Source organism: Nocardia jiangsuensis, assembly GCF_042650385.1.
Taxonomy (GTDB): Bacteria; Actinomycetota; Actinomycetes; order Mycobacteriales; family Mycobacteriaceae; genus Nocardia; species Nocardia jiangsuensis.
In genome coordinates, this window is the sequence record NZ_JBHSAX010000033.1 from 396264 (window position 1) to 422474 (window position 26211).

The window sequence follows — 26211 nt, forward strand, 5'->3', positions numbered from 1 at the left end:
GGCCACTTAGAACTTGCCACTTGCCCGGCCTCCGATCAGTTCCGCGGCGGCACCGTGCCCACCGTGGTGCCCGTGCCCGATCACCTCGTCGGTGGCACTCCACAGCACCGGCTCACCCGTCCACGGCTGACCGAGTTCGTAGTGCTCCGGCTTCTCGCCGGGCAACGGCTTGCCGAGGTACGACAGGCCGGCGATCGCACCGTAGATCACCAGCGGAACGCCGCCGAAAATCAGCACAGTCTCGAGAATGCTCACGGATCCAAGATATCCGATCCTGTGTAGTAGTTCTTCCTCCGACCCACCGTCAGACCAGCCAGGCGGCGGTATCCGGCGGCAGCGCACCGTCCGCGAGTGGCCCGCTGGCCAGCAGCAGCTCCCCCTCCGGCAGCGCGATCGGGGCGTTCGAGGCGTTCAGTACGCAGGTCAGCCCGCCCGGCCTGCGCACCGTGACGGTGTCGGCGTTGCCGTCGAGCCACTCCAGCCCGTCCGCCGCGAACTCCGGCCTGGTACGGCGCAGCTCGAGCGCGGTGCGGTAGAGCGCGAGCACGGAGCCGGGCTGCGCCAGCTGCGCCTCGACGGTGCGATCGGCCCACTCCGCGGGGATCGGCAGCCAGCTCTGCTCGCCGCCGGTGAAGCCGAACGGCGGCGCGGTGCCGGACCAGGGCAGTGGCACCCGGCACCCGTCGCGGCCGCGCTCGGTGTGCCCGGAGCGCTCCCAGACCGGGTCCTGCAGCACCTCGTCCGGCAGGTCGTCCACATTGGGCAGCCCGAGCTCGGCACCGTTGTAGACGAAGACGACGCCGGGCAGCGCGAGCTCGAGCAGCGCCATCGCCCGCGCCCGCGCGACACCGGGCGCCCCGCCGCCGTACCGGGTGACCTCGCGCTCGATGTCGTGGTTGGAGAGCGTCCAGGTGGGGGTCGCCCCGACCGGGGCAACCGCGGCCAGCGAGTTCTCCACCGCGTCACGGATGTCGGCGGCCTCGAAGGAGGTCTCGGCGAGCCGGAAGTTGAAGGCCAGGTGCAGCTCGTCCGGGCGCACGTACTCGCCGAAGCGAACATTGTCGTCCACCCAGACCTCGCCGATGCTCACCGCGCCGGGGTACTCGTCGATCACCTTGCGGATGCGCCGGTGGATGTCGTGCACGCCGGGGTTGTTGAAGCGCGGGTCGTGGTCGTCGTGGACGAGCATCTTGGTGTCCACCTTGGCCATATCCGGCAGCCCCGGCGGCTTGGCCATGCCGTGCGCGACGTCGATCCGGAAGCCGTCGACGCCGCGGTCCAGCCAGAACCGCAGCGTCTGCTCGAAGTCGGCGACGACGTCGGGGTTCTCCCAGTTCAGGTCGGGCTGCTCGGCGGCGAAGATGTGCAGGTACCACTGCCCCGGCCTGCCGTCCGGCTCCACGATCCTGGTCCAGGCCGGGCCGCGGAAGATGCTCGGCCAGTTGTTCGGCGGCTCGGAGCCGTCGGCGCCCCTGCCGTCGCGGAAGATGTAGCGGGCGCGCTCGGGGCTGCCCGGCCCGGCGGCCAGCGCCGCCCGGAACCAGGCGTGCTCGCTGCTGGTGTGGTTCGGGACCAGGTCCATGGTCACCCGGATGCGGCGCTCGTGCGCCGCCGCGATCAGCTCCTCCATGGCGGCCAGGCCGCCGAAGAGCGGGTCGATGTCGCGCGGGTCGGCCACGTCGTAGCCGCCGTCGGCCATCGGCGAGCGCATGACCGGGCAGATCCACAGTGCGTCCACCCCGAGCTGTTCCAGGTAGCCGAGGCGCTCCCGGATGCCGCCGAGATCACCGACCCCGTCACCGTCGGAGTCGGCGAACGAGCGGGGGTACACCTGGTAGAAGACGGCCGACTTCCACCAGGGCGTGGACTCTGCGGGGGAAACGGTCACACCGTCATACTGCCCGAACAACCGGGCAGCACGCCCGGCGCGGCACCATGCCGCTCACCACGTCGCGTTCATCAGCGAATTCGCCGCCATCTCCAGGTAGTCGAGGAGCTGCGCGCGGTGCGCGTCGTCCAGGACCTCGGGTTCGATCTCCGCGACCGCGGTGCGCATGCAGCGCAGCCAGGCGTCCCGCTCGATCGGGCCGATGCTGTACGGCATGTGCCGCATCCGCAGCCGGGGGTGGCCGCGCTCGTCGGAGTAGGTCCGCGGGCCGCCCCAGTACTGCTCGAGGAACATCCGCAGCCTGCGCTCGGCCGGGCCGAGATCCTCCTCCGGGTAGAGCGGCCGGAGCACCGGGTCGACCGCCACCTCGCGGTAGAAGATCGTCAGGATCCGCCGGAACGTTTCGGCTCCGCCGATCTGTTCGTAGAACGACGTCGCTTGCTCGCCGGAAGTCATGGGTCCTCTCGGGGGCTGGTCCGGATGTGGGTTCCGCGGCTCCATTCTGCCGTCTGCCCGGCGACCATGCCGCGACGGGCCGGAGGCCGGGAGAGCGGGTACCCCGCTCCGTGTGATTCAGCCGCCGTTAACCGGAGATTGCTCGAAATCACCGTGCAATCCAGGGGAAACCGTGGTCAACTGGGGAGCAGTCTCAGCCGAGATAACACATGATCCTGCCAATCATGAAATCGAGGTCCCCGATGAAGCAGCGGCACAGCGCCCGGTCACCCGAGGCGCGTGGGCACCGACAACTCCAGCCCGCCGACGTCCACGGTCGTGGGTCGGGGGCTACTCCGCTGCACATCCTGTCCGACCGATATCCGAGTTCGCATCACCCCACCGGCCACCCGCCGGTCCTGCGATCGGCCCCACCGCCCGAGGCCCCCAGCTGGTTGAAGCGCCGGGTGCTGCTGCTGAACGCCACCTACGAGCCGCTCACCGCGCTCTCTGCCCGGCGCGCCGTCGTCCTGCTCATCTGCGGCAAGGCCGACCCGGTGCACCAGGACCCGGAGAGCCCGGTGGTGCACTCCGCCGAGGCCACCGTCGCCGTGCCGTCGGTGATCCGGCTGCGCACCTTCGTCCGCGTTCCCTACCGCGCGCGGGTGCCGATGACAAGGGCCGCGCTCATGCACCGCGACCGCTACCGCTGCGGCTACTGCGGCAGCAAGGCCGAGACCATCGACCACGTGATCCCGCGCAGCCGCGGCGGCGAGCACTCGTGGGAGAACTGCGTGGCCAGCTGCGCGCCGTGCAACCATCGCAAGGCCGACAAGATGCTCAGCGAGCTGGGCTGGGTGCTGCGCGCCCCGCTGGTCTCGCCCAAGGGGCCGCACTGGCGGCTGCTCTCCACCACCGCCGAGCTGGACCCGCAGTGGCTGCGGTACCTCGGCGAGGGCGCCGCCTGAGTCAGGTGTACTCGACCACCAGCAGCGCCCAGGTCCCCGGTTCCACAGCCTCGAAGACGTGCGGACGGTCGCCCGGGTAGGAGATGTAGTCGCCGGGAGCCAGCTCTACCGGCTCTTCGCTCGGCCCGACGAGCGCCCGGCCCGCGGCGAGCAGGATGTGCTCGACCACGCCGGGGATGTGCGGGTCCGAGTCGCGGGCGCGGCCCGGCTCGCTGGTGATCCGGAAGAGGTCGCGGCGCGAGTTCACCGGCCCCGCCGCCAGCAGCGTCGCCCGGTAGTCGGCCTCGGCCGAGGCGACGACCGGGCCCTCCCCCGCGCGGATCACCTGAACCGTGGGGTGCGGGGGGTCGAGCAGCCGGGAGAACGGCATGTCGAGGGCGACGCAGAGCGCCCACAGGGTTTCCAGGCTGGGGTTGCCCGCTCCGGATTCCAGCTGGGAGAGCGTGGATTTGGCGATTCCGGCGCGGTTCGCGACCTCGCTCAGGGAGAGGCCGGTCCTGGTGCGCTCGCGGCGCAGGGCTGCGGCGATCGCCGCCTGCGGCGGCGCGGGGTCGGGCCTCGTCATGCGCCCAAGGAAACCACGCGAACGAGCCGCGTTGACGAACAGGCCGCGGCACGTTCATTATAAAAGTCATGCGTTCGATATGGCGAACACTCGTCCCCGATGTACTGGACCGGGGCACGCTGCGCGGCATCGTCGCGGTGTGCCTGGCGGTCGGCGTCATCGGCGTCTCCTACGGCGCCACGGCGGTCGCGGCCGGGTTGCCCGCGTGGGTGCCCATCCTGCTCTCGGTGCTGGTGCTGGCCGGTGGGTCCGAGTTCCTGTTCGTCGGGATCGTCGGCGCGGGGGGCAGCGTGCTCGCCGCGGTGCTGGCCGGGCTGCTGGTGAACACCAGGCACCTGCCGTACGGGCTCGCGGTGCCGGACGTGGTCGGGCGCGGGGCGCGGCGGTTGCTCGGCGTGCACGTCATGAACGACGAAGCGGTCGCGCTGGCGGTGGCGGAATCCGTGCCGGAGCGGCGGCGGGCCGCCTACTGGCTCGGCGGGGTCGGGGTGCTGCTCGCCTGGCCCGCCGGGGCCGCGCTCGGCGCGCTCGTCGGCAGTCTGGTTCCGGATACCGCCGCGTTCGGCCTGGACGCGGTGTTCCCCGCGGTTCTGCTCGCCCTCGTCCTCCCCGCGCTGGCGCGCAGGCGGACCAGGCGGGCGGCGCTGACCGGCGCGGTGGCCGCGGTAGCCAGCACTCCGTTCCTGCCCGCCGGGCTACCGGTTCTGGTCGCGCTGGCCGGTCTGCTGGCCGCGTGGCCCGCCGGGGAATCCCGAGAGCCGGCGCCGTGCTGATCGCCGGGATGCTCGCGCTCGCGGCGGGGACCTACGCGCTGCGCGCGGCGGGGCCGGTGCTGCGCGAGCGCGTCCGCTTCCCCGCGCGGGTCACCGAGCTGCTGGAGATCGCCGCGGTGGTGCTGCTCGCCGCCATGATGGCGACGCGGACGTTCCCGCTCGGCGAGCCGATCGGGCTCGCGCTGCCCTGCGGGGTCGCGGTGGCGGGCGTCCTGGCCTGGCGGAGAGCGCCGCTGCTCGTGGTGGTGCTCGCCGCGGCGGGAGTCACCGCCGGGCTCCGGCTGCTCGGCGTCGCCTGACACTCAGTTGGCGATGAGCGGGATGCCGCCACCATGCCTGCGGGCGACCGATCCGTAGCGGGCGTCGATGCGGAACCAGGTGCGGGCGCTGCGCACCCGGACGATTTCGTCTTCGGGGATGCGGCGGGGATCCGCCTTCTCCCCGGAGTGCGGGATGAAGTCCATGGCGGTGAGCGCGAAGACCACCCGCATGGGCACTGCGACCTCGGCGCCCGCACCGGTGACGGTGAGCACCGGCTGGTCGAGCAGCGAGGCGGGCGGTCCGTGCCCGCTCCCGTGCTCCCTGGCCAGCTCGACCCCGCGCTCGGCCAGCTCGACGAGCGTGCGCGCGGGCACGTCGTCCACGTGCGCCCACCCGTCGCCTGGCGGCAGCGCGCCGCGCCAGGCGGAGTCGAGCGAGTAGCCGAGGTCGATCGGCAGCCCGCTGCCGAGCCCGTTCAGCAGCAGGTCGGCGGAGACGGTCACGTCGTCCAGCGCGAGGTCGGCGGAAACCGTCCGTACCGCGAGCGTCTCGAAGCCGGTCGCCGCCCAGGCCGAGACCAGCTGCGGCCCGCGCCTGCGCAGCCGGATCACCGCCGCCGGGTCCAGCCGGACTGCCCGATTGGCGAAGGTCGCCAGGTTCTCCCGCTCCGCCGGGTCGGCGACGTGCAGAACCCGCTGGTCCCCGGTCAGTGGTTCACTCCATCCACTCCGCGAGGTAGCCGCGCTCCGCCTCGGTGAGCCGGCGCAGCCGCTGCGTCCTGATGTCGAAGGCGGCGATCTGCGTCGTCGCCGTCACCGCCGGGGTGGAGTCCGGCGCGGCGCCCGCCGCCCTGACCTCGTACCCGATGGTGAAGTCGACCGCCCGCAGCTGGGTGATGCGCATGGCGATATCGAGCGGGGTGTCCTCGTGCCGCAGCTGCCCGCGGTAGCGAACGTGCAGGTCGGCGAGGACGCAGCCCTCGCGCATGGCCGCCGTCGGCCTGCCGTCCTCGAAGAGCCACGGGATCCGCGCCTCCTCCAGCAGCGTGACCATCCTGGCATGGTTCACGTGCTGGAAGACGTCCATATCGGACCAGCGGATATCCACCTTCGCGTGGAAGCGGAGCGGGAGCGTCCCCGCTCCCCGGACACTGTTGCGTACGTCGACGCTGGTCACCTTGCTACCTCCGGTTACGCACCCACGCCGCTCACCATGCTTCGGACCTGCCGCGCCGCAACCGAGAGGGTGGCGAGATCGTGGGTGCCGGACTCGAACAGTTCGGCCAGTGCCGCCCGGGCGCGCCCGAGGCGGGACTGATTCCTCGACTCCCAGTATGCAATCTTGTCGCCCGGCTCCTCGTCCGGCTCCGAGTCGCTCAGCACGTCCATGGTGAGCGAACGGAGCGAACCGTACATATCGTCGCGCAGCGCGAGCCGTGCCAGCGCGTGCCAGCGATCCCCGCGCTCCAGGCCGCTCACCGCGGCGAGCAGCCAGTCGATCTTGAGGTGCTCGTTCAGTGCGTAGTACAGCGCCCCGACCTCGTCGCCGTCCCGGTTCACGATGTCGGCGACGTCGAGGATGTCGAGCAGCGGATACAGGTTGAGCAGGCCGAACACCTCGGTGGCGAGGTCGGTCGGCGCGCCGCGGGCGATCAGGTCGGAGGCCTGCTCGGTGAGGCTGGCGACGTGCGGCCCGCGCAGCCAGTTCGGCGCCGCCTCGCGCAGCTCCGCCACCCCGGCCGCGTACCTGTTGATCTCCGCGCCCACCGCGATGGGCTGCGGGCGATTGATCAGCAACCAGCGCGAGGCGCGGTCGAGTGTGCGCTTCGTCTCGAGTTCCAGGTGGTCGCGGACCGCGGCGGGGGCATCGCAGTCCCGGATCCGCTGCCACAGGGCGGGCAGATCGAAGATCTGCGCGGCGGCGGCGAAGGCGCGGACGGCGTCGGTGGTGCCCGCGCCGATCTCCTCGCGCAGCCGGTAGGCGTAGGTGATGCCGCCGTAGTCGACCACCTCGTTCACCACCATCGTGGTGATGATCTCGCGGCGCAGCCGGTGCCGCTTGATGGCCGGGGCGAAGCGCTCGCGCAGCGGGGTCGGGAAGTACAGCGGCAGCCGGTTCGAGAAGTGCTGGATGTCCGGCAGGTCGGAATCGAGCAGGTCGGCCTTGAGCGCCAGCTTCACGTGCGCCATCAGGTTGGAGAGCTCGGGCGAGGTGAGGCCGCTGTGGTGCTCGTAGCGGTGCCGCAGCTCGTCGTCGGTCGGCAGCGCCTCCAGCTCCCGATCCAGCCCGCGCCGCCGCTCCAGATCATCGATCAGCCTGCGGTGCACGCTCACCATGTGCGCCGCCTCGGTGCGCGAGACGCCCATCAGCATGTTCTGGGTGACGTTGTCGCGCAGCACCATCTCCGCGACCTCGTCGGTCATGGAGGCGAGCAGCGGGTTGCGGTCGGCCGCGGCCAGCTCGCCGCCGCTGACCACGCCGTCCAGCAGGACCTTGATGTTGACCTCGTGGTCGGAGCAGTCGACACCGGCCGAGTTGTCCAGCGCGTCGGTGTTCATCTTGCCGCCGTCCAGGCAGAACTCGATCCGGCCGAGCGCGGTGACGCCGAGGTTGCCGCCCTCGCCGATCACGTCGACCCGCAGCTCGTTGCCGTTCACCCGGACCGGGTCGTTGGACTTGTCTCCGACGTCGGCGTTCGTTTCGCTGCTCGCCTTGATGTAGGTGCCGATGCCGCCGTTCCAGAGCAGCTGCGCCGGCGCCTTCAGGATCGCGCGCACCAGCTCCGGCGGGGAGAGCGAGGTGACGCCGTCCGCCAGCCCGAGTGCCTGCCTGGCCTGTGCACTGATCGGCACCGCCTTCACGGTGCGCTCCCAGACCCCGCCGCCCGCGCTGATCAGCGAGGTGTCGTAATCCGCCCAGGACGAACGGGGCAGCTCGAACATGCGCTGCCGCTCGGCGTACGAGGTGGCTGCGACCGGGTCCGGATCGAGGAAGATGTGCCGGTGGTCGAAGGCGGCCACCAGCCGGATGTGCTCGGAGAGCAGCATGCCGTTGCCGAAGACGTCGCCGGACATGTCGCCGACGCCGACGACGGTGAAATCCTCGGTCTGGGTGTCGATGCCGAGCTCGCTGAAGTGCCGCTTGACGCTCTCCCACGCGCCGCGCGCGGTGATCCCCATGGCCTTGTGGTCGTACCCGGCCGAGCCGCCGGAGGCGAAGGCGTCGCCGAGCCAGAAGCCGTACTGCCCGGCGACGTCGTTGGCCTCGTCGGAGAAGCGCGCGGTGCCCTTGTCCGCCGCGACCACCAGGTAGGTGTCGTCGCCGTCGCGGCGCACCACCCGGGCGGGCGGGCGCACGGCGCCGGTGCCGAGGTCGACGTTGTCGGTGAGGTCGAGCAGCCCCGCGATGAAGGTGCGATAGCAGGTGACGCCCTCGGTGGCGAGCGCCTGGCGGTCGGCGGGCGGGCGCTTGACCACGAAGCCGCCCTTCGCGCCGACCGGGACGATCACCGCGTTCTTCACCGCCTGCGCCTTGACCAGCCCGAGGATCTCGGTGCGGAAGTCCTCCAGCCGGTCCGACCAGCGCAGCCCGCCGCGCGCCACCGAGCCGAAGCGCAGGTGCACCCCCTCGACCCGCGGCGAGTAGACGAAGATCTCGTACTTCGGCCGCGGCTTGGGCAGCTCGGCGATCTCGGCGGGCTCGACCTTGATCGAGAGGAAGTCGCGCGGTTCGCCGTCGGCGCCGGTGACGTAGTAGTTGGTGCGCAGCGTCGCGCGGATCAGCCCGAGCAGGGCCCGCAGGATGCGGTCCGCGTCCAGGCTGACCACCTCGTCGATCCTGGTGCGCAGCCGCCCCTCCAGCTCGGCGGCCCGCTCCGCGGATTCGGCATCCGGGTCGAACCGGGCCGCGAAGAGGTCGAGCAGCAGCCGGGCGGCCTCCGGGTAGACCAGCAGCACCCTGGCGATATTGACCTGGCTGTAGGGGAACCCGGCCTGCTGCAGGTACTTCGCGTAGCCGCGCAGCACCGAGACGTCGCGCCAGGCGAGCCGGGCGCGCAGCACCAGCTCGTTCAGCCCGTCGGCCTCGGCCCGGCCGAACCAGACCGCCTCGAAGGCCTGCACGAACCGGTCGCGCAGCCCCTCCAGCGGGGCGTGCACCGCGGTGGCGCCGTTGGGCGAGCGCAGCAGCTCGGCGTCCAGGTCCTTGTCCAGCGCGTCGCGCAGCAGCTCGGGGCGGGCCTGCACGCCGAAGTCGTAGATCCACCACTCACCGCGCTCCGCGGTGCCCGCGCGCGGCGTGATCCGGTACGGCCGCTCGTCCACCACCTCGACGCCCAGGCTCTGCAGCACCGGCATGACCTGGCTGAGCGAGACCCCGGAGCCGCCGATGTAGAGGCTGAACCGCCACGAACCGGGGGCGGAATCCGGGGTCCGGTACAGGAACTGGTCGATGGTGTCGGCGCCGAGCCGCTCCAGCCGCACGATGTCGGCCAGCGCGCGGGCCGGGTCGAAGTCCTGCTTGTAGCTCTCCGGGAAGGCGCCGGTGTAGCGGTCGAGCACCTCGCTGGTGACGACGGCGGTGCCGGCGAGCTCCTCGTCCAGCCGGTCCTGCCAGGACTTGCTGGTCTCCACCAGCTGCCGCTGGATCCGCCTGCGGTTCTCGTCGCCGGTGTCGGGCAGGTCGGTGCCGCGCGGCATCCGGATCGTGAAATACACGCTGGCGATTTCGTTTTCACTGACCCGGACCGAGTACTCGATGTCATCGCTGCCGAGTTCGTGGCCGAGGATGCCCTGCATCCGCAGCCGCACCTCGGTGGTGTAGCGATCCCGCGGCATGTAGACCAGGCAGGACACGAAGCGGCCCTGCCGGTCCGCCCGCAGGAACAGCCGCACCTGCCTGCGCTGGCGCACGGTGAGCACGGCGGAGGCGGTGCGCCCGAGGCTGTCCGCGTCCGAGGAGAAGAGCTCGGTGCGCGGCAGCGACTGGATGGTCTCCAGCATGGCCTGGCCGGAGTACGAGGACAGCTCGTGGCCGCTGCGCTCGATGGCCCCCGCCACCCGGCGGGCGATGACCGGGATGTCCAGCACGTTCTCGTGCACCGCCGTGACCGTGAAGACGCCGAGGAAGACGTGCTCGCCGATCACCGCGCCGGATTCGTCGAAGTCGGCGACCCCGACGAAGTACGGGTACGCCGCCCGGTGCACGGTGGCCCGGACCAGCCCCTGGGTCAGCACCAGCAGCGGCCGGTCGGCGCCGGCGAAGGGGACCGCGAAATCGGTGCCGACATCGGGCGCGAGCACGCCGAGGCAGCTCTCCCGCACCGGCTCCGGTACCTCGTCGCCGTCGTGGTAGCGGTAGCGGCCGTAGCCGAGCACGGTGAAGTTGCCCTCGGCGAGCCAGTCCAGCAGTTTCGCGGTGTCCAGCAGGTCATCGGCCGGGAACGGCGCGTCGCCGCGCTCCGCGGCGGCGCGCAGCGCCCCGGCGACCGCCTGCTGCTGCCGGAGGATGTCGCCGGTGTCGGCGACCACCTGGCGCACGTCCTCGATGACCTCGGTGATCGAGCCGCGCACCTTCTCCAGCTGCGCGGAGCTCACCGTCGGCGGCAGCTGCACGAACATCCAGGACTCGGATACCCAGGCATCGCCCCTGTTCCCCGCCTCGTGCGGGGCCACAGCGGTGAGCACCCCGTCCGCGCGCTGCACCTCGAAGATGGGGTGCACCAGCTCGAGCATGCGGACGCCGAGCTTGCCGAGCGTCGCGGAGACCGACTCGACCAGCAGCGGCATGTCGTCGGTGACGATCTGCACCGCGGGGCCGAAGTCCGACGCGTCCGGGTGGAAGACCCGCACCACGGCCTCGCGGGGCCGCCGCACGCGGGCGAGCTCGATGTGCTGGCGGAAGATGCCGGTACCGCCGTGGATGGCGTAGTCGACGTCGCCGGCGTCGACATGCCGGAAGTACGCCTCCTCCAGGTCGGCCAGCGACCCGCGCACCTGCTCCGGCAAACTCTCGGACCACTGCTCTGTGGACACTTCGGACGACACCGTCATGCTCCTGACATCTCCCTCGATACGGATTCGGTCATCAACCGTGCATCGGCCCTGATGCGGGGAGAACCACCTCGACGGAGCACGCCGAAAATTCCAGCGGGTCCGGGAACGCGCACTGCGACGGCGGATTTCACCACTCGGCGATCGAGGGCGAGTGCACGGCGGAGCGAGGGAGGTTCAGACCGAACCTGGAATTGCACGTAACCCACACTATCGACTCCGCGCGAATACGGCGCGACAGTACGGAAGCTACTGGTGGGGCAATAAGTTACGGGCCGGGACGAGCGGCGGAGCGGACCGGCCGGATGGGTCCGACCGGTCGCGATCGAACCCACCCGGAAATTCCGGCCGGAAAAAACTAGTCGCGGGTCAGTTTGCGGTGTGTGAGCCGGTGCGGGCGGGACGCCTCCAGACCGAGACGTTCGATCTTGTTCGCCTCGTACGCCTCGAAGTTGCCCTCGAACCAGAACCACGCGGCCTCGTTCGCCGAGTCGCCCTCCCACGCCAGGATGTGCGTGCAGGTGCGATCGAGGAACCAGCGATCGTGCGAAATCACCACGGCGCAGCCGGGGAACTGCTCGAGCGCGTTCTCCAGCGAACTCAGAGTTTCCACGTCGAGGTCGTTGGTCGGCTCGTCGAGCAGGATCAGGTTGCCGCCCTCCTTGAGGGTGAGCGCCAGGTTCAGCCGGTTGCGCTCACCGCCGGAGAGCACCCCGGCCGGCTTCTGCTGGTCCGGGCCCTTGAAGCCGAACGCCGAGACGTAGGCGCGGGACGGCATCTCCTGCTGGCCGACCTGGATGTAGTCGAGCCCCTCGGAGACCACCTGCCACACCGTCTTGGTCGGGTCGATCCCGCCGCGGCTCTGGTCGACGTAGCTCAGCTTGACCGTCTCGCCGACCCGGACGATGCCGCTGTCCGCCTGCTCCAGCCCGACGATGGTCTTGAACAGCGTGGTCTTGCCGACGCCGTTCGGGCCGATGACGCCGACGATGCCGTTGCGTGGCAGCGTGAACGACAGATCCTTGATCAGCTGGCGGTCGCCGAAGCCCTTGTCCAGGTGCTCCACCTCGACCACCACGCTGCCCAGCCGCGGCCCGGCCGGGATCTGGATCTCCTCGAAGTCGAGCTTCCTGGTCTTCTCCGCCTCGGCGGCCATCTCCTCGTAGCGGTCGAGCCTGGCCTTGTTCTTGGCCTGCCTGGCCTTGGCGCCGGAGCGCACCCAGGCCAGCTCCTCCTTGAGCCGCTTCTGCAGCTTCTGATCCTTCTTGCCCTGCACCGCCAGCCGCTCGGCCTTCTTCTCCAGGTAGGTGGAGTAGTTGCCCTCGTAGCCGATGGCGCGGCCGCGATCCAGCTCCAGGATCCAGCCGGCCACGTTGTCCAGGAAGTACCGGTCGTGGGTGACGGCGAGCACGGCGCCGGCGTACTGCGCCAGGTGCTGCTCCAGCCAGAGCACCGACTCGGCGTCCAGGTGGTTGGTCGGCTCGTCCAGCAGCAGCAGGTCGGGCTTGCTCAGCAGCAGCTTGCAGAGCGCGACCCGGCGGCGCTCGCCACCGGAGAGGTTGGTGACCGGCTCGTCCGGCGGCGGGCAGCGCAGCGCGTCCATGGCCTGCTCCAGCTGGGAGTCGACGTCCCACGCGTCGGCGTGGTCCAGATCCTCCTGCAGCCTGCCCATCTCGTCCATGAGCTCGTCGGAGTAGTCGGTCGCCATGAGCTCGGCGATCTCGTTGAAGCGGTCGAGCTTGACCTTGATCTCGCCGAGCCCCTCCTCGACATTGCCGCGGACGGACTTCTCCTCGTTCAGCTGCGGCTCCTGCTGCAGGATGCCGACCGTCGCGCCGGGCGCGAGGAACGCTTCGCCGTTGTTCGGCTGGTCCAGTCCGGCCATGATCTTCAGCACGCTCGACTTACCCGCGCCGTTCGGACCGACGACACCGATCTTGGCACCGGGAAGGAAGTTCAACGTGACGTCGTCGAGTACGACCTTGTCGCCGTGCCGCTTGCGAACCTTCTTCATTTGGTAGATGAACTCAGCCATGGAGCAAAGCCTATCGGTGGAAGGAAACGGATAACGTGCGGGAGCGGGCCCTGCGGGCACCCGCCGACCGTGCGCTCAGGCGTCGACCGGCTCGGCGATGCGGGTGGGACCCGGGCGGCTCACCGTACCCGATCGGACCCCGCGTTCCGGGAACGGCCCGTCGGCGGCTTCCGGCAGCTCCCGCGGCGCCACCCTGGCCTCCGGCATCGGCTCGGTGGCCGCCTCGGACTCCCCGGGATCCGGTTTCGGCCGCTCGGCCCTACGGGTGATCGCCGCCGTGCACCTGGCCAGATCGGGGCCGATGGCGACGGCCCGCATCTCCAGGTCGCGCCGCTCGACGCCGTCCTTGGCGCGGTACTCGTGCGTCCGCAGCTGGCCGTGCACCAGCACCGGGTCGCCGCGGCGGATCGAGGCGTGCACGCCGGAGACCAGCCGCCGCCAGCAGCTCACCGTGAGGAACAACGTCCCGTTGTCCACCCATTCCCCCGACGCCTGATCGAACCGCCGGGAATTGCTCGCCACCCGGAAGGTGATCACCGGCTCCCCGTTCGCGAGCTCCCGCTTGGCCGGGTGGGTGACCACCGTGCCCGCCACCGTCGCCATCGCCTCGTACATCGTCGCGCCCCCTTCGCATCCACACCGTTTCGTGTCCGGCTTCCAGGGTGCCGCGGCGGGACCGGCGACGGCACTGCAGGCGAGGGTGGCTGTGGACAACTCCGGCCCTGTGGACAACCCGGGCTCAGCGCGCGGCCGGGTCACCGTTCGCGCCGCAGAGCACCACGATGGTCCGGCGCCCCGGCTCCGGGACGAAAGCACCGCTGACCAGGGCGGCGAGCGCCGCCGCGCCGGATGGCTCCACCGCGATCCGGAACTCGCGCCAGAGCAGGTCGCGGGCCGCGTCGACGGCGTCGTCGGTCACGGTGAGCGCGGGGACGTCGGCGCGGCGGGCGATATCGAAGGCAATCGCCCCGACCCGGTCCGGGCCTGCGGAATCGGCGGCGGGCACCCCGACCGGCCGCTCCGCGCCCAGCGCGGCGCGCAGCAGCGCCCTGCGCTCCGGCTCCACCCCGATCACCCGCTGCCGCCTGCCGAGCGCAGCGGCGAGCCCGCCGATCAGCGCGCCGCCGCCCACCGCGGCCAGCACCGGCGGCCTGCCGCGCACCTGCTCCTCCAGCTCCAGCCCGAGCACACCGGCACCGGCGACAACCGCGGGCGTGTCGTGCACGGGCAGGTACAGCGCACCCCGCTCGGCGGCGAGCTCGACGGCGCGCGCGCAGGCCTCGGCGTGCGTGGTGCCGTGCCAGCGCACCTCCGCGCCGTGCGACCACATCGCGGCGACCTTGCTGTGCGGCGCCGTCTCCGGGACGACGACGGTGCAGGCCCGGCCGAGCCGGGCGGCGGCGAGCGCGGCCGCGATCCCGGCATTGCCGCCGGCGGCGAGCACCACCTGCGTCGGCCGCGGGGCCGCGGTGAGCAGGGCGTTCAGGCTGCCGCGGAGCTGGAAGGTGCCGCCGTGCTGCAGGTACTCCAGCTTGAGCGAGACCGGAAGCCCGGCGACGGTGGTGTGGAAGACCGGGGTCTTGCGGAGCTGCCCGGCCAGCCGCTTGCGGGCCGCGCGCACGTCGGAGCGGAAGACTCGCGGCGGCGCGGCGGTGGTGGTGGCGTCAGTCACCGCGCGGCCCACGGTCGCGGCGCGCCAGCTCGGCGTACATGGCGTTGTACGCGGACAGGTCGGCGTCGTGATCGCGGTCGGCGGCCCGGTCGGTGCGCTGAGCCAGCCGTTCGTCGCTGCGCGACCACTGGATGAGCAGTGCCAGCATCACGACCACCAGCGGCACCTCGCCGCTGGCCCAGGCCAGGCTGCCGCCGGTGCGCTGGTCGCCGAGCAGGTCGGAGTTCCAGTCGATACCGAGGTTGCGGTAGAACCAGGCGCCCATGACCGTGGTCGTGCTCATCAGCGCGATGCCGAAGAAGGCGTGGAACGGCAGCGAGCCGAACACCATGGCGAGCCTGGTCAGCGGCTCCACCCGGCGCGGCTTGGGGTCGATCCCGATCACCACCCAGTAGAAGAGGTAGCCGCTGAGCAGGAAGTGCAGGTTCATCAGGACGTGCGCGGCGTGCGAGTCGGCGTAGGCGTCGAAGATGCCGCCCAGGTACAGCGCGTAGAAGCCGCCGACGAAGATCACCGAGGCGACGATCGGATGGGTCAGGAACTTCGAGACCGGGCTGTGCACCGCGGCGAGCAGCCACTCCCGCGGCCCGGGCGGGTTCTCCCGGCCCGCCGGTGGCAGCGCGCGCAGCGCCAGCGTCACCGCGCCGCCGAGCGCGAGCAGGATCGGGGTCAGCATGGAGAGCGCCATGTGCGCGCCCATGTGCACGCTGAACACCGCGGGCGAGTACCGCCCGACCCCGGACGAGGTCGCAACGAGCAGCACCAGGCAGCCGGAGAGCCAGGCGATGGTGCGCCCCACCGGCCAGCGGTCGCCGCGTGCCCGCAGCCGCCGCACGCCGAGCAGGTACAGCACCGCCAGCACCACCGCGGCGGTGCCGAAGAGCAGGTCGAAGCGCCAGTCGAAGGCGAGCCGGGCGAAGGTCGGCGGCCCGGCCAGGTCGTAGCCGAGCTCGACCTCGGTGGGCGAGGGAACGGCGGTCGGGGCGGGCGGCGGGGTCCGGCCGAGCCCGGCGGCCAGCCCGAAGGTCGCCGCGAGCAGCAGCACCTCGACCCCGGCGAAGCGCACCAGCGCCCCGCGGTCGCCGGGATCGGCCGCGAGCGCCGGCAGCGCGGCCCGCCGCTGCAGGTACCCGAAGACCCCGAGCACGATCAGCGCGGCCGCCTTGGCCAGCACCAACCGGCCGTAGGTGGTATCCAGCAGGTCGCCGGGCGGCACCCGGACCCAGGCATTGATCACCCCGCTCACCGCGATCACGGCGAAGGCCACCGCCGCGACGGCGGAGAACCGGCGCGCGGCGAGCGCGGTGTGCGCGCCGTCGCGCAGCGCGTGCGCCAGCACCGCGGCCAGCCCGCCCGCCCAGACGGCGGCCGAGATCAGGTGCAGGATGAGCGAGTTGGTGGCGACGTCGTGCGCCCCGCCGGACGAGGAGTGCCCGGTCAGCGCCAGCGGCATCATGGCGATCACCGCGCCGAGCAGCAGCAGCGGGGTCCAGCCCCAGCGCAGTGCCAGCCGGGCGCCGACCGCGACGATCAGCGCGCAGAGCACCGTGCTGCGCCAGGCCCCGGCCAGCTCGATCTGCCCGACGGCGCGCCACAGCTCGGCGGGCTGCCAGACGTCGCGCACCGGCCGCCCGGTGGTGTCCGAGGCGGTGAGCGGGACGAGCAGCGCGGCGCAGCAGGCCCAGACCAGCGCGGCGTCGGAGGCGCGGCGCACCGCGCGGTACCCGGCCACGTCGAGCAGGCCGTCCCGCTGCGGTGGTACGAGGAAAGCCGCGAAGAGCAGCGAACCGACGGTGAGCGCCGCCGTCAGATCGGCGAGCGCCCGCACCGCGGGCAGGCCGTAGGTGGTCAGCGGCCCCGGATCGGGGATCCCGAGCAGGGTCAGCGCCTCGGCCGCCGAGAGCCCGACGACGAGCGCGGCGACCACCGCGCCGACGGCACCGGCGACGGCGAGCAGGACCGGAAAGGTGAAGGGCCCCGGAACCGGCGCCGGAGCGTCCGCGGGAACATCGCTCACCGGAGCGGATTCGTGCGGGGCGGACATACGACCCAGCGTAGTGGGAACGGGAAACTCCGTGACGGACGGCTGCCGGGTCTCCGGCGCACCGGGTCGCTATACTCGCCGTGCCGGTGCGCGCGGGGTTGCCACCGGCCACCGTGGATGCGACTGCCTCCGTAGCTCAGTTGGATAGAGCAAGGGCCTTCTAATCCCTAGGTCGCAGGTTCGATTCCTGCCGGGGGCGCACACCACTCTCCATCGGCGTCGCGCACGCACGTCTCCGGATGGTTACCCACCGCGTACCGCGGGCAAACCGGCAGCCTCAGCCGCAGACCGCCGCCACCGCGGTGCCGATCAGCCCGAGCCCGTGGTCCAGCTCGTCCGCGCTCAGCGTCAGCGGCGGCATGAGCTTGACGACCTGGTTGGTCGAGCCGGAGGTCTCCACCAGCAACCCCAGCTCGAAGGCGGCCTGCGAGACCTTGCCCGCGTGCGAGGGGTCGGCGAAGACCAGGCCGTGGATCAGGCCGCGGCCGCGGGTGGTCGTCCCCGGGCAGCCGGCGGCGATCTCGGCGAGCCCGGCGGCCAGCCGCTCGCCCTTGGCCAGCACCGCGCGCTCCAGGACGTCGTCGGACCAGTACTGCTCCAGCGCGACCCGCGCGGTGACGAAGGCCGGATTGTTGCCCCGGAAGGTGCCGTTGTGCTCGCCGGGCGCCCACTGGTCGTGCTCGGCCTTGAACAGCACCAGCGCCATGGGCAGGCCGTAGCCGCCGATGGACTTGGACATGGCGACGATGTCGGGGGTGATGCCGGCGATCTCGAAGGAGAAGAACGGGCCGGTGCGGCCGCAGCCCATCTGCACGTCGTCCACGATGAGCAGGATGTCGCGGGCGGCGCAGAGCTCGGCGAGTTCGCGCAGCCACTCGACCCGCGCGAGATTGATGCCGCCCTCCCCCTGCACCGTCTCCACGATCACCGCGGCGGGCCGGTCCAGGCCGGATGAGGTGTCATCGAGCGCGCGGCGCATCCAGCGCAGCTCGTCCTCGCCGCCGAGGAAGCCGTCGTAGGGCATGGGGTTGGTGTACGGCAGCGGGACGCCCGCGGCCGCGCGCTTGGCCGCGTTGCCGGTGACCGAGAGCGCGCCGAGCGACATGCCGTGGAAGGCATTGGTGAAGTTCAGCACGGTCTGCCTGCCGGTGATCTTGCGCGCCAGCTTGAGCGCGGCCTCCACCGCGTTGGCGCCGGTCGGGCCGGGGAACTGCACCTTGTAGTCCAGCCCGCGCGGCACGAAGACCAGGTCGCGCAGGGTCTCCAGCAGGCCGCGCTTGGCGGTGGTCGCCATGTCGAGGCTGTGGATGATGCCGTCGTTCAGGATGTAGTCGACCAGGGCCTGCTTGAAGACCGGGTTGCTGTGGCCGTAGTTGAGCGCGCCCGCGCCCGCGAAGAAGTCCAGGTACTCCCGGCCGGCCTCGTCGCGCAGCCAGCTGCCGCTCGCGGTGGCGAAGACCGTCGGCCAGACCCGGCAGTAGCCGCGGACGTTCGACTCGACGGTGTCGAAAACAGAGGCGGTCATGGGCGGTCCCCGATCGGTGAGCGACGATGCTCCGAGCTTTCTGAAGCGCATGCGTTTCTAACACTGCGCAACGGTGTTCTGCACGGGTTTCGCGCAAAACCGCGTGGTCAGTGCGCCGAATAGAGGCTGACCTCGCCGTTCTCCCCGAGAAAGGCGTTCACCAGCAGGATGCCGTCGGCCCGGAGCCGATCCGGCTCGGGGGCCTTCGTGGTGACGTTGATCTGCGGGATCGCGGCCCAGTTCACCACGAACCGCTCGGGCAGCGCGTCGTCGTCGGAGAGCCTGGCCAGCCGGAAGACCGACACCGTCTTGCCGACCACCAGGTCGCGCACCACGTCGGCGATCCGCTCCGGATCCTCCAGCGCGAACAGGAACCCGAAGGTGAGTTCCGGGGAGGAGACGTAGGCGGGCACGACCCGAAGGTTAGCTGATCGCTCGCCGAAGCGGCGGTCGCGCGATTCGCGGCGAACCCGGACAGGAGAATGCCCCGGCCGGTGTACAGCCGGGGCATTCACGGGGTTCTCGGAATCAGCGGACCCCGTCGCCGGGGTGGTCGACCACCTCGGCATCGAGGATCGAGCTCTCGGGCTTCGGCACGGGCGCGGGCTCCGCGGGCTGCGGCGGCGCGGCGGCCGACTGCTCCGCGCGCTGTGCCTCGGCGTCGCGCTTGGCGGCGGCGGCCGCCTCCCGCATCTCGATGGCGTCGGTCATCCAGTCGCCGATCTCGCGGGTGACCGCGCCGACCGTGCCGGTGATGATCGAGGCGATATTGCCGACCCGCTTCGCCCCCGACACGGTCAGTTCCTGGATGAGATCCTTGTTGCTCTCGAATTTCCCGATCATCACACGCCCGCTTCGGTCGCCTCTCGCTTACGCATGACGATAACACCGGGGGTGGGATCGCCCTTCGTGAAGCTGTCGGGCAGCGCGAGCTTGAAGATCTTGGCCCAGACCGAGCCGATCTGCTTGCTGAACGGCCCGGTGTTGTAGGGCAGCCCGAACTTCTCGCAGAGCGCCTTCACCTCGGGCGCCATCTCCGGGTACCGGCCGGCGGGCAGGTCGGGGAAGAGATGGTGCTCGATCTGGTGCGACAGGTTGCCGGACATGATGTGGAAGAGCTTGCCGCCGTCGATGTTCGCCGAGCCGAGCATCTGCCGGATGTACCACTCGCCGCGGGTCTCGTCCATCGTCTCGTCCTGCGTGAACGTCTGTACGCCGGACGGGAAGTGGCCGCAGAAGATGATCGAGAAGGCCCACACGTTCCGGACCAGGTTCGCGGTGGCGTTGCCCGCCAGCGTGCTGAGGAAGAGCGGGCCGGTGAGCGCCGGGAAGACGACGTAGTCCTTGAGCGTCTGCCGCCCCGCCTTCTTCCACCACCCCTTCATCAGCGGCTTGAGGTCGGACCACTTCCGCTTGCCCTGCACGATGTTCTCCGCCTCGGCGTCGTGCACCATGACGCCCCACTCGAAGAGCACCATGAGCAGGAAGGCATAGAGCGGATTGCCCAGGTAGTACGGGTTCCACTTCTGGCCCTCGTCGATCCGCAGGATGCCGTAGCCGATGTCGCGGTCCATCCCGTGGATGTTGGTGAAGGTGTGGTGCATGTAGTTGTGCGAGTGCTTCCACTGGTCGGCGGGGCAGACGTTGTCCCACTCGAACTCGCGGGAGTTGACGTCCGGCTCGCGCATCCAGTCGTACTGGCCGTGCATGACGTTGTGGCCGATCTCCATGTTGTCGAGGATCTTCGACACGGCGAGCGAGGCCACCGCGGCCAGCCAGAACGGCGGGAGGAAGCCGAGGTACATCAGCCCGCGGCCGGCCACCTCGAAACCGCGCTGGGCCTTGATGACCTTGTAGAGGTACTCGCGGTCACGCTCGCCCAGGTCGGCGGCGACGCGGTCGCGCAGTTCGTCGAGGGCGCGGCCGATCTCCTCGATGTCGGAGGGGCTGAGGACGAGCGGGCCGTCCTTGGTCTCGGTCAGGATGGTCATGGTGACTCCTTCAGATCTCGATGTCGACGTCGCCGACGGCCGCGCTGATGCACAGCTGGATCGGCTGGTCGGGATCACTGTCGGTCTCCCCGGTGCGCAGGTTGCGGGTGCAGCCCGTGCGCTTGACCGCCGTGCAGGAGAAGCAGATCCCCATGCGGCAGCCGAACTCGGGGGTGAGCCCGGCGGCTTCGGCCTGTTCGAGCAGGCTCTCGCCGGTGTTGTCGGAGCGGACGTCGCTGGCCGAGAAGGTGGTGGCGCCGTGCACGTCCTCGGTGCTGACGGGGGCCAGCGAGATCGTGAACTCCTCGCTGTGCACCCGGGTGCCGAGCCCTTCGGCCGCGAAGACCTCGCGCACCCCGTCCATCAGCTTGGCCGGGCCGCAGACGAAGGTCTCCGCCTCGCGGTACCAGGGGGCGAGCCGCGCGAGCTCGGCCCGGTCGAAGTAGCCGGTGCCCGTGCGCCGGTCGGGGTAGCGGAGCTCCACCCGCAGGTTCGGGTGCTCGGCGGCGATGCGGGCCAGCTCGTCCCGGTGCGGGACGAAGACCTCGGCCTTGGCGAAGTGCAGGAAGAGCACGTCGCCGCGGTGATCCTCCTCGGCCAGCGTGCGCAGCATGGAGAGCACCGGGGTGATCCCGCTGCCACCGCTGACCAGCAGCACCCGCTCCGGGCGCGGCTCGGGCAGCGCGAAGCTGCCCGCGGCGGGCTCCAGATCGACCACCAGCCCCGGCGCGGCATGCTGGTACAGGTACTCGGAGACGATGCCGCCGGAGTGCGCCTTGACGGTGATCTCCAGCCTGCGCTCGCGGCCGAGCTCGGCGTTCACCGGCGAGTAGCAGCGGGTGTGCCGCACCCCGTCGACGACGACGCCGAGCGTGACGTACTGGCCGGCGACGTGGCCCCGCCACTGCTTGGTCGGCCGCAGGGTCAGCGTCACCGAGCCGGGGGCGGAGCGGTTCACCCGCTGCACCTCGGCGCGCATGCGCCCGATGGTGAGGGTCGGGCGCACCAGCTCCAGGTACCGGTCGACCGGGTGCGGAGAGGTGAGGGTCTGCACGAGGTTGACGAGATCCACCATGTCGCTGCTCCATACCGTCGAGGACTGTCGCCGACAGGCATGCCCACTTATTTTCAGTGCACGCCTGTACACTCACCAAGTGTGACAAATGAGGGCAGGTGGGTGTCAACCACGCAGGCGTGTGACGGAAGCAACAATGACGCGAGGATGTCATGGTGAACGCATGTATGCTCAGCGATGTGACTGAGCAGGCGGCCACCCGGGGCGAACGCAAGGAGCGCACGCGACAGGCACTGCTCGACGGCACGCTCACGCTCGCCGCCGAGCGGGGTTTCGCCGCGCTCAGCCTGCGCGAGATCGCCCGATCGGCGGGAATCGTACCGACCGCCTTCTACCGCCACTTCCCCTCCCTCGACGATCTGGGCCGAGCCCTGGTCGACGACGGGGTGAAGGCGCTGCGGCTGGCGCTGCGCGAGGTCAGACGGAATTCCGGAACGCAGCTGTCGGAGATCGTCCGCTTCGTCTTCGATCAGGTGCGCGCGAAGCGGGAGCTGTTCGGCTTCTTCGCGCGCGAGCGGCACGGCGGCTCCGCGGTGATCCGCGGCGCGATCGCGCTGGAGATCCAGCTGATCGTGCGCGAGCTGGTCACCGACCTCTCCCGGGTGCCGACGCTGGACACCTGGAGCTCCGACGATCTGGAGATCGCGGCGGAGCTGCTCGTGGCCACCGTCTCGGACGGAATCGCCGCGTTCGTCTCGGTGCCGGAGCGCGAGGAGTCCGCGATCGTGGAGCTGACTGTGCGCAAGGTCACGCTGATCGGCGTCGGCATGGGCTCCTGGAAACCGCCGCGGGGCTGAGCGCTCAGTACTCCTCGGCGTCGGGCGGCTCCGCCACCTCGGCCCGGTCCGGGCTGCGCACCGGGAGCAGGACGAGCAGCCCGGCCGCGAGCACGAGCACCAGCCCGACGATGCCGGCGCGGTCGGCGTCGAAGATCCAGACGAAGAGCCCGAACAGCCCGGGCGCGAGGAACGACACCGCGCGCCCGGTGGTGGTGTAGAGCCCGAACAGCTGCCCCTCCCGGCCGGGCGGGGCGAGCCGGGCCAGGAACGAGCGCGCCGCCGCCTGCGCGGGCCCGACGAACGCGGTGAGCAGCAGCCCGAACACCCAGAACAGCACCGGCCCCGACACCAGCAGCAGCGCGAGCCCGCAGACGACCATGCCCGCCAGCGAGACCACGATCACCGGCTTCGGCCCGATGGTGTCGTCGAAGCGGCCCGCGGCCACCGCGCCGATCGCGGCGATGACGTTCGCGGCGACGCCGAAGAGCAGCACATCGGAGTCGGCGATGCCGTAGACGTTCACCGCGAGCACCGCGCCGAAGGTGAAGACTCCGGCCAGCCCGTCCCGGAAGACCGCGCTGGCCAGCAGGAACTGCACGGTGCGGCGGTCGGCGCGCCAGAGTTCGCGCAGATCGCGCCAGAGCACCCGGTACGAGCCGACCAGCCCGGCGTCGGCGGCGCCCGGGTCGGCGTCGGTGCGCGGCAGTTCGGGGACCGCGAAGAGCACCGGCAGCGCGAAGGCCGCGAACCAGACCGCGGCCAATATCGCCACCAGGCGGATGTTCAGCCCGTCGTCGGTCGGGATGCCGAGCAGCCCGCGGCTGTCACCGTCCCCGGCGATGAAGCCGAAGTAGCAGATCAGCAGCAGGAAGATCCCGCCGAAATACCCCATGGCCCAGCCGAAGCCGGAGACCCGGCCGATGGTCCGCGGCGTCGAGACCTGGCGCAGCATGGCGTTGTAGGGCACATTCGCCAGCTCGAAGAAGGCGGCGCCCAAGGCGAGCAGCACCAGCCCGAGCCAGAGGTCACTGTGATCATCGCGCACGAAGAACATGCCGGTCATGCAGGCGACGGTGAGGCCGGTGAGCACCCCGAGCGCGCGCTTGCGGCCGGCCGCCGCGTCGAAGTACTGCCCGCTGACCGGGGCGGTCAGCGCCACCACCAGCCCGCCCGCGGCGAGCGCCCAGGCCAGCCAGGCGCTGGCCGAGGTGGTACCGGGCAGGTCGTCGCCGACCGTGTCGGTGAGGTACACCGAGAAGACGAAGGTGAGGATGACGGCGTTGAACGCCGACGAGCCCCAGTCCCACAGCCCCCAGGCCACTACCTGTCCGCGCGTGGCCGCGCCACCGACGGTGGCCCGGGCGTTCACCTCCGTCATACCGGGCAGCCTATCCGGGTCGGGGCCGGGAATCGCGGCGAAACGCCCTATGCACTCAATTGCATAGTACCCGGTGTTACGACTACCCTTCCGGCATGGCCCTCGAGCACGCCCTGCTGGTCTCGCTCACCGAGCGGGCCGGTTCCGGGTACGAACTGGCGCGGCGCTTCGACAAGTCCATCGGCTACTTCTGGCGCGCCACGCACCAGCAGATCTACCGGGTACTCAAGCGGATGGCCGAATCCGGGTGGGTGGTCGGCGAATCGGTGCCGCAGGCGGGCAGGCCGGACAAGAAGGTCTACGCCGTCTCCGAGGCGGGCCGGGCCGAGCTGGCCCGCTGGATCGCCGAGCCCACCGACACCGGCATGCCGCGCAACGAACTCGGCGTGAAGATCCGCGGCGCCGCGCACGGCGACGTCGCCGCGCTCTGCGTCGAGGTGGAGCGGCACCGGGAGCAGCACGCCGCCCGGCTCGAGGTCTTCCGGATGCTGGAGAAGCGCGATTTCCCCGCGCCGGAGCAGCTCTCCGGCACCACCCTGCACCAGTACCTGGTCCTGCGCGGCGGCATCCGCGTCGAGGCCGGGTTCGTCGACTGGTGCGACGAAGTACTCCGGGCGCTGCGCCCGGGAAAGGCCGGACCCGCATGACTCGCTTCCCGCACCTGCTCGAGCCGCTCGACCTCGGGCACGTCACGTTGCCCAACCGGGTGGTCATGGGGTCCATGCACACCGGGCTGGAGGATCGGGCCCGGGATATCCCGCGGCTGGCCGCGTACTTCGCCGAACGCGCGCGCGGCGGGGTCGGGCTGATCGTGACCGGCGGCTACGCGCCGAACCGCACCGGCTGGCTGCTCCCGCTCGGCGCCAAGCTGACCAGTACCGCCGAGGCGCTGCGGCATCGCGAGGTCACCGCCGCGGTGCACGAGGCGGGCGGGCTGATCGCGCTGCAGATCCTGCACGCCGGGCGCTACTCGTACTGGCCCGCCAGCGTCTCCGCCTCCGCGATCAAGGCGCCGATCAACCCGTTCCGGCCGCGCGCGCTGTCGGCCCGCGGCATCGAGCGCACCATCGACGACTACGTGCGCTGCGCCCGGCTGGCCCGGCTCGCCGGGTACGACGGGGCCGAGATCATGGGCGGCGAGGGGTATTTCCTCAACCAGTTCCTCGCGCCGCGCACCAATCGGCGCACGGACCGCTGGGGTGGCTCGGCGGCGAACCGGCAGCGCATCGCGGTGCAGATCGTGCGCCGGATCCGCGCCGAGGTGGGCAGCGACTTCCTGCTGCTCTTCCGGCTCTCCATGGCCGAGTTCGTGGAGAAGGGGCAGACGCTCACCGAGATCACCGCGCTGGCACGGGAACTCGAAGCCGCCGGGGTGGACATCCTGAACACCGATATCGGCTGGCACGAGGCCAGGGTGCCGACCATCGTCACCTCGGTGCCGCGCGCGGCGTTCACCGAGTTCACCGCGCGGATCACCCGGGCCGTCTCGATCCCGGTCTGCGCCTCCAACCGGATCAACATGCCCGAGGTGGCCGAGGAGATCCTGACCCGCGGCGACGCCGCGCTGGTCTCCATGGCCAGGCCGCTGCTGGCCGACCCCGACTGGGTGCGCAAGGCCGCGGCCGACCGGGCGGACGAGATCAACACCTGCATCGCCTGCAACCAGGCCTGCCTCGACCACGCCTTCCGGCACAAGACCGTCTCCTGCCTGGTCAACCCGCGCGCCTGCCACGAGACCGAGCTGACGCTGCTGCCGACCCGGCGCGGCAAGCGGGTCGCGGTCGTCGGCGCCGGGCCAGCCGGGCTCGCCGCCGCCGTCGCGCTGGCGCAGCGCGGGCACACCGTCGAGCTCTTCGAGGCCGAGGAGCGGATCGGCGGCCAGTTCGATCTGGCGCGGCGGATTCCGGGCAAGGAGGAGTTCGACGAGTCGATCCGGTACTTCACCCGGATGCTCGAGGTCACCGGCGTCACGGTGCACCTGAGCCGCCGGGTCACGGCCGCCGAGCTGATCGCGGGCGGGTACGACGAGGTGGTACTGGCCACCGGGGTGCGGCCGCGGATCCCGGACATCCCCGGCATCGACCACCCGATGGTGATCTCCTACGCCGAACTGGTGCGCGCGGAGAAGCACCCCGGCGAGCGGGTCGCGGTGATCGGCGCGGGCGGCATCGGTTATGACATCAGCGAATTCCTCACCGTCGATGGTCATCCCACGTTGAAGCTCGACGAGTGGAAGGAGGAGTGGGGGGTGAGTCTCGACGAGGAGCTGCCCGGACAGCTCACCACGCCGCGCCCCGCGCCCGCCGCCCGCGATGTGGTGCTGCTGCAGCGCAAGTCGGGTCCGTTCGGTGCCACGCTCGGCAAGACCAGCGGGTGGGTGCACCGGGCCGCGCTGAAGGCCAAGGGGGTGGAGCGGATCGGCGGGGTGAACTACGAGCGCATCGACGACGCCGGCCTGCACATCAGCTTCGGCCCCAAGCGCGAGCGCCCCCGCCTGATCCCGGTGGACACCGTGGTGATCTGCGCCGGTCAGGAGCCGGTCCGCGAACTCGCCGACCCGCTGCGGGCCGCAGGCGTCACCCTGCACGTGATCGGCGGCGCCGACGTAGCGGCGGAACTCGACGCCAAGCGCGCCATAGACCAGGGCACCCGCCTGGCCGCGCAGCTCTGATCCCGCATCGCCGGACTGGCTCACTGCGGCAACGATCAGTCGAACGGCGCTTGCGCCGAGTGACAGTGCAGAGCCGCCGACCGCAGGCCGCCGACATCGAC

At 71.2% G+C, this 26211-nt stretch carries 23 protein-coding genes and 1 tRNA gene; 7 read left to right on the forward strand and 17 right to left on the reverse strand.

Annotated elements, in window-relative coordinates; all coding sequences use genetic code 11:
- Positions 1-6: 6 nt before the first annotated feature.
- From ctaJ to ACFO0B_RS30475, 3 genes are read right to left on the reverse strand one after another with little or no spacing between them, the layout of a single operon-like run.
- On the reverse strand, positions 7-255 hold the full coding sequence (gene ctaJ, locus ACFO0B_RS30465) for an aa3-type cytochrome oxidase subunit CtaJ (protein WP_378616940.1): 249 nt from the start codon (positions 253-255) through the stop codon (positions 7-9).
- Between the two features lie 49 nt (positions 256-304).
- Positions 305-1888 (reverse strand): glycoside hydrolase family 13 protein, encoded by a 1584-nt coding sequence (locus tag ACFO0B_RS30470; RefSeq protein WP_378616942.1) that lies wholly within the window; start codon positions 1886-1888, stop codon positions 305-307.
- Between the two features lie 54 nt (positions 1889-1942).
- Positions 1943-2344 (reverse strand): globin, encoded by a 402-nt coding sequence (locus ACFO0B_RS30475; protein ID WP_378616944.1) that lies wholly within the window; start codon positions 2342-2344, stop codon positions 1943-1945.
- A 242-nt stretch (positions 2345-2586) separates the two neighbouring features.
- Between ACFO0B_RS30475 and ACFO0B_RS30480 the strand changes: the two genes are divergently transcribed.
- On the forward strand, positions 2587-3291 hold the full coding sequence (locus ACFO0B_RS30480; protein WP_378617300.1) for an HNH endonuclease: 705 nt from the start codon (positions 2587-2589) through the stop codon (positions 3289-3291).
- A 1-nt stretch (position 3292) separates the two neighbouring features.
- Here ACFO0B_RS30480 and ACFO0B_RS30485 read toward each other — a convergent pair whose 3' ends face one another.
- The gene (locus ACFO0B_RS30485) at positions 3293-3856 is read right to left on the reverse strand and encodes a helix-turn-helix domain-containing protein (RefSeq protein ID WP_378616946.1); all 564 of its coding nucleotides are present in this window, start codon (positions 3854-3856) and stop codon (positions 3293-3295) included.
- A gap of 68 nt (positions 3857-3924) precedes the next feature.
- Here ACFO0B_RS30485 and ACFO0B_RS30490 point away from each other — a divergent pair, with 68 nt between their 5' ends.
- A complete protein-coding gene (locus tag ACFO0B_RS30490; protein ID WP_378616948.1) occupies positions 3925-4629 on the forward strand; it encodes an AzlC family ABC transporter permease in 705 nt (234 codons plus the stop codon).
- 8 nt (positions 4630-4637) lie between these two features.
- Positions 4638-4928, forward strand: coding sequence for an AzlD domain-containing protein (locus ACFO0B_RS30495; protein ID WP_378617302.1), 291 nt, complete (start codon positions 4638-4640; stop codon positions 4926-4928).
- A gap of 3 nt (positions 4929-4931) precedes the next feature.
- On the opposite strand, the gene ACFO0B_RS30500 is transcribed toward ACFO0B_RS30495, so the two are convergent.
- From ACFO0B_RS30500 to ACFO0B_RS30530, 7 genes are all read right to left on the reverse strand, one after another.
- Positions 4932-5600 carry a hypothetical protein gene (locus tag ACFO0B_RS30500; RefSeq protein ID WP_378617304.1) on the reverse strand — a complete coding sequence of 223 codons (669 nt, stop codon included), beginning with the start codon at positions 5598-5600 and terminating at the stop codon, positions 4932-4934.
- Between the two features lie 4 nt (positions 5601-5604).
- Positions 5605-5976: an acyl-CoA thioesterase gene (locus ACFO0B_RS30505; protein ID WP_378617306.1), complete on the reverse strand. Its 372-nt coding sequence runs from the start codon at positions 5974-5976 to the stop codon at positions 5605-5607.
- Between the two features lie 104 nt (positions 5977-6080).
- Positions 6081-10940: an NAD-glutamate dehydrogenase gene (locus ACFO0B_RS30510; protein WP_378616950.1), complete on the reverse strand. Its 4860-nt coding sequence runs from the start codon at positions 10938-10940 to the stop codon at positions 6081-6083.
- A 358-nt stretch (positions 10941-11298) separates the two neighbouring features.
- Positions 11299-12975: an energy-dependent translational throttle protein EttA gene (gene ettA, locus ACFO0B_RS30515; protein WP_378616952.1), complete on the reverse strand. Its 1677-nt coding sequence runs from the start codon at positions 12973-12975 to the stop codon at positions 11299-11301.
- 75 nt (positions 12976-13050) lie between these two features.
- Complete coding sequence (locus ACFO0B_RS30520) at positions 13051-13590, reverse strand: single-stranded DNA-binding protein (RefSeq protein ID WP_378616954.1); 540 nt, start codon at positions 13588-13590, stop codon at positions 13051-13053.
- Between the two features lie 124 nt (positions 13591-13714).
- Entirely contained in the window at positions 13715-14647 is a 933-nt protein-coding gene (locus ACFO0B_RS30525; RefSeq protein ID WP_378616956.1) for a serine/threonine dehydratase, read from the reverse strand.
- The gene (locus ACFO0B_RS30530; RefSeq protein WP_378616958.1) at positions 14640-16691 is read right to left on the reverse strand and encodes a cytochrome c oxidase assembly protein; all 2052 of its coding nucleotides are present in this window, start codon (positions 16689-16691) and stop codon (positions 14640-14642) included. The genes ACFO0B_RS30525 and ACFO0B_RS30530 overlap by 8 nt, the downstream gene beginning before the upstream one ends.
- 125 nt (positions 16692-16816) lie before the next feature.
- Here ACFO0B_RS30530 and ACFO0B_RS30535 point away from each other — a divergent pair.
- A tRNA-Arg gene (locus ACFO0B_RS30535) sits at positions 16817-16890 on the forward strand.
- A gap of 78 nt (positions 16891-16968) precedes the next feature.
- Here ACFO0B_RS30535 and ectB read toward each other — a convergent pair.
- The 5 genes from ectB to ACFO0B_RS30560 all read right to left on the reverse strand — a co-directional run bounded on the left by ectB (position 16969) and on the right by ACFO0B_RS30560 (position 21282).
- Positions 16969-18216, reverse strand: a complete 1248-nt coding sequence (gene ectB, locus ACFO0B_RS30540) for a diaminobutyrate--2-oxoglutarate transaminase (RefSeq protein WP_378616960.1) — start codon at positions 18214-18216, stop codon at positions 16969-16971.
- A gap of 107 nt (positions 18217-18323) precedes the next feature.
- Positions 18324-18629, reverse strand: a complete 306-nt coding sequence (locus tag ACFO0B_RS30545) for a hypothetical protein (RefSeq protein ID WP_378616962.1) — start codon at positions 18627-18629, stop codon at positions 18324-18326.
- A 115-nt stretch (positions 18630-18744) separates the two neighbouring features.
- Positions 18745-19059 (reverse strand): hypothetical protein, encoded by a 315-nt coding sequence (locus tag ACFO0B_RS30550; protein ID WP_378616964.1) that lies wholly within the window; start codon positions 19057-19059, stop codon positions 18745-18747.
- Complete coding sequence (locus ACFO0B_RS30555) at positions 19059-20207, reverse strand: fatty acid desaturase family protein (protein WP_378616966.1); 1149 nt, start codon at positions 20205-20207, stop codon at positions 19059-19061. Before ACFO0B_RS30555 ends, ACFO0B_RS30550 begins: the two co-directional genes overlap by 1 nt.
- Positions 20208-20217: 10 nt before the next feature.
- Positions 20218-21282, reverse strand: coding sequence for a ferredoxin reductase (locus tag ACFO0B_RS30560; RefSeq protein ID WP_378616968.1), 1065 nt, complete (start codon positions 21280-21282; stop codon positions 20218-20220).
- Positions 21283-21461: 179 nt separating this feature from the next.
- Here ACFO0B_RS30560 and ACFO0B_RS30565 point away from each other — a divergent pair, with 179 nt between their 5' ends.
- Entirely contained in the window at positions 21462-22079 is a 618-nt protein-coding gene (locus ACFO0B_RS30565) for a TetR family transcriptional regulator (protein ID WP_332909205.1), read from the forward strand.
- Positions 22080-22083: 4 nt separating this feature from the next.
- Here the strand turns inward: ACFO0B_RS30565 and ACFO0B_RS30570 are convergent, their stop codons facing one another.
- Positions 22084-23439 carry an MFS transporter gene (locus ACFO0B_RS30570; RefSeq protein WP_378616970.1) on the reverse strand — a complete coding sequence of 452 codons (1356 nt, stop codon included), beginning with the start codon at positions 23437-23439 and terminating at the stop codon, positions 22084-22086.
- A 95-nt stretch (positions 23440-23534) separates the two neighbouring features.
- Here ACFO0B_RS30570 and ACFO0B_RS30575 point away from each other — a divergent pair, with 95 nt between their 5' ends.
- Both ACFO0B_RS30575 and ACFO0B_RS30580 read left to right on the forward strand, forming a co-directional pair.
- Complete coding sequence (locus ACFO0B_RS30575) at positions 23535-24086, forward strand: PadR family transcriptional regulator (RefSeq protein WP_378616972.1); 552 nt, start codon at positions 23535-23537, stop codon at positions 24084-24086.
- Positions 24083-26110, forward strand: a complete 2028-nt coding sequence (locus tag ACFO0B_RS30580; RefSeq protein WP_378616974.1) for an NADPH-dependent 2,4-dienoyl-CoA reductase — start codon at positions 24083-24085, stop codon at positions 26108-26110. Before ACFO0B_RS30575 ends, ACFO0B_RS30580 begins: the two co-directional genes overlap by 4 nt.
- The last annotated feature ends 101 nt before the right edge of the window (positions 26111-26211 follow it).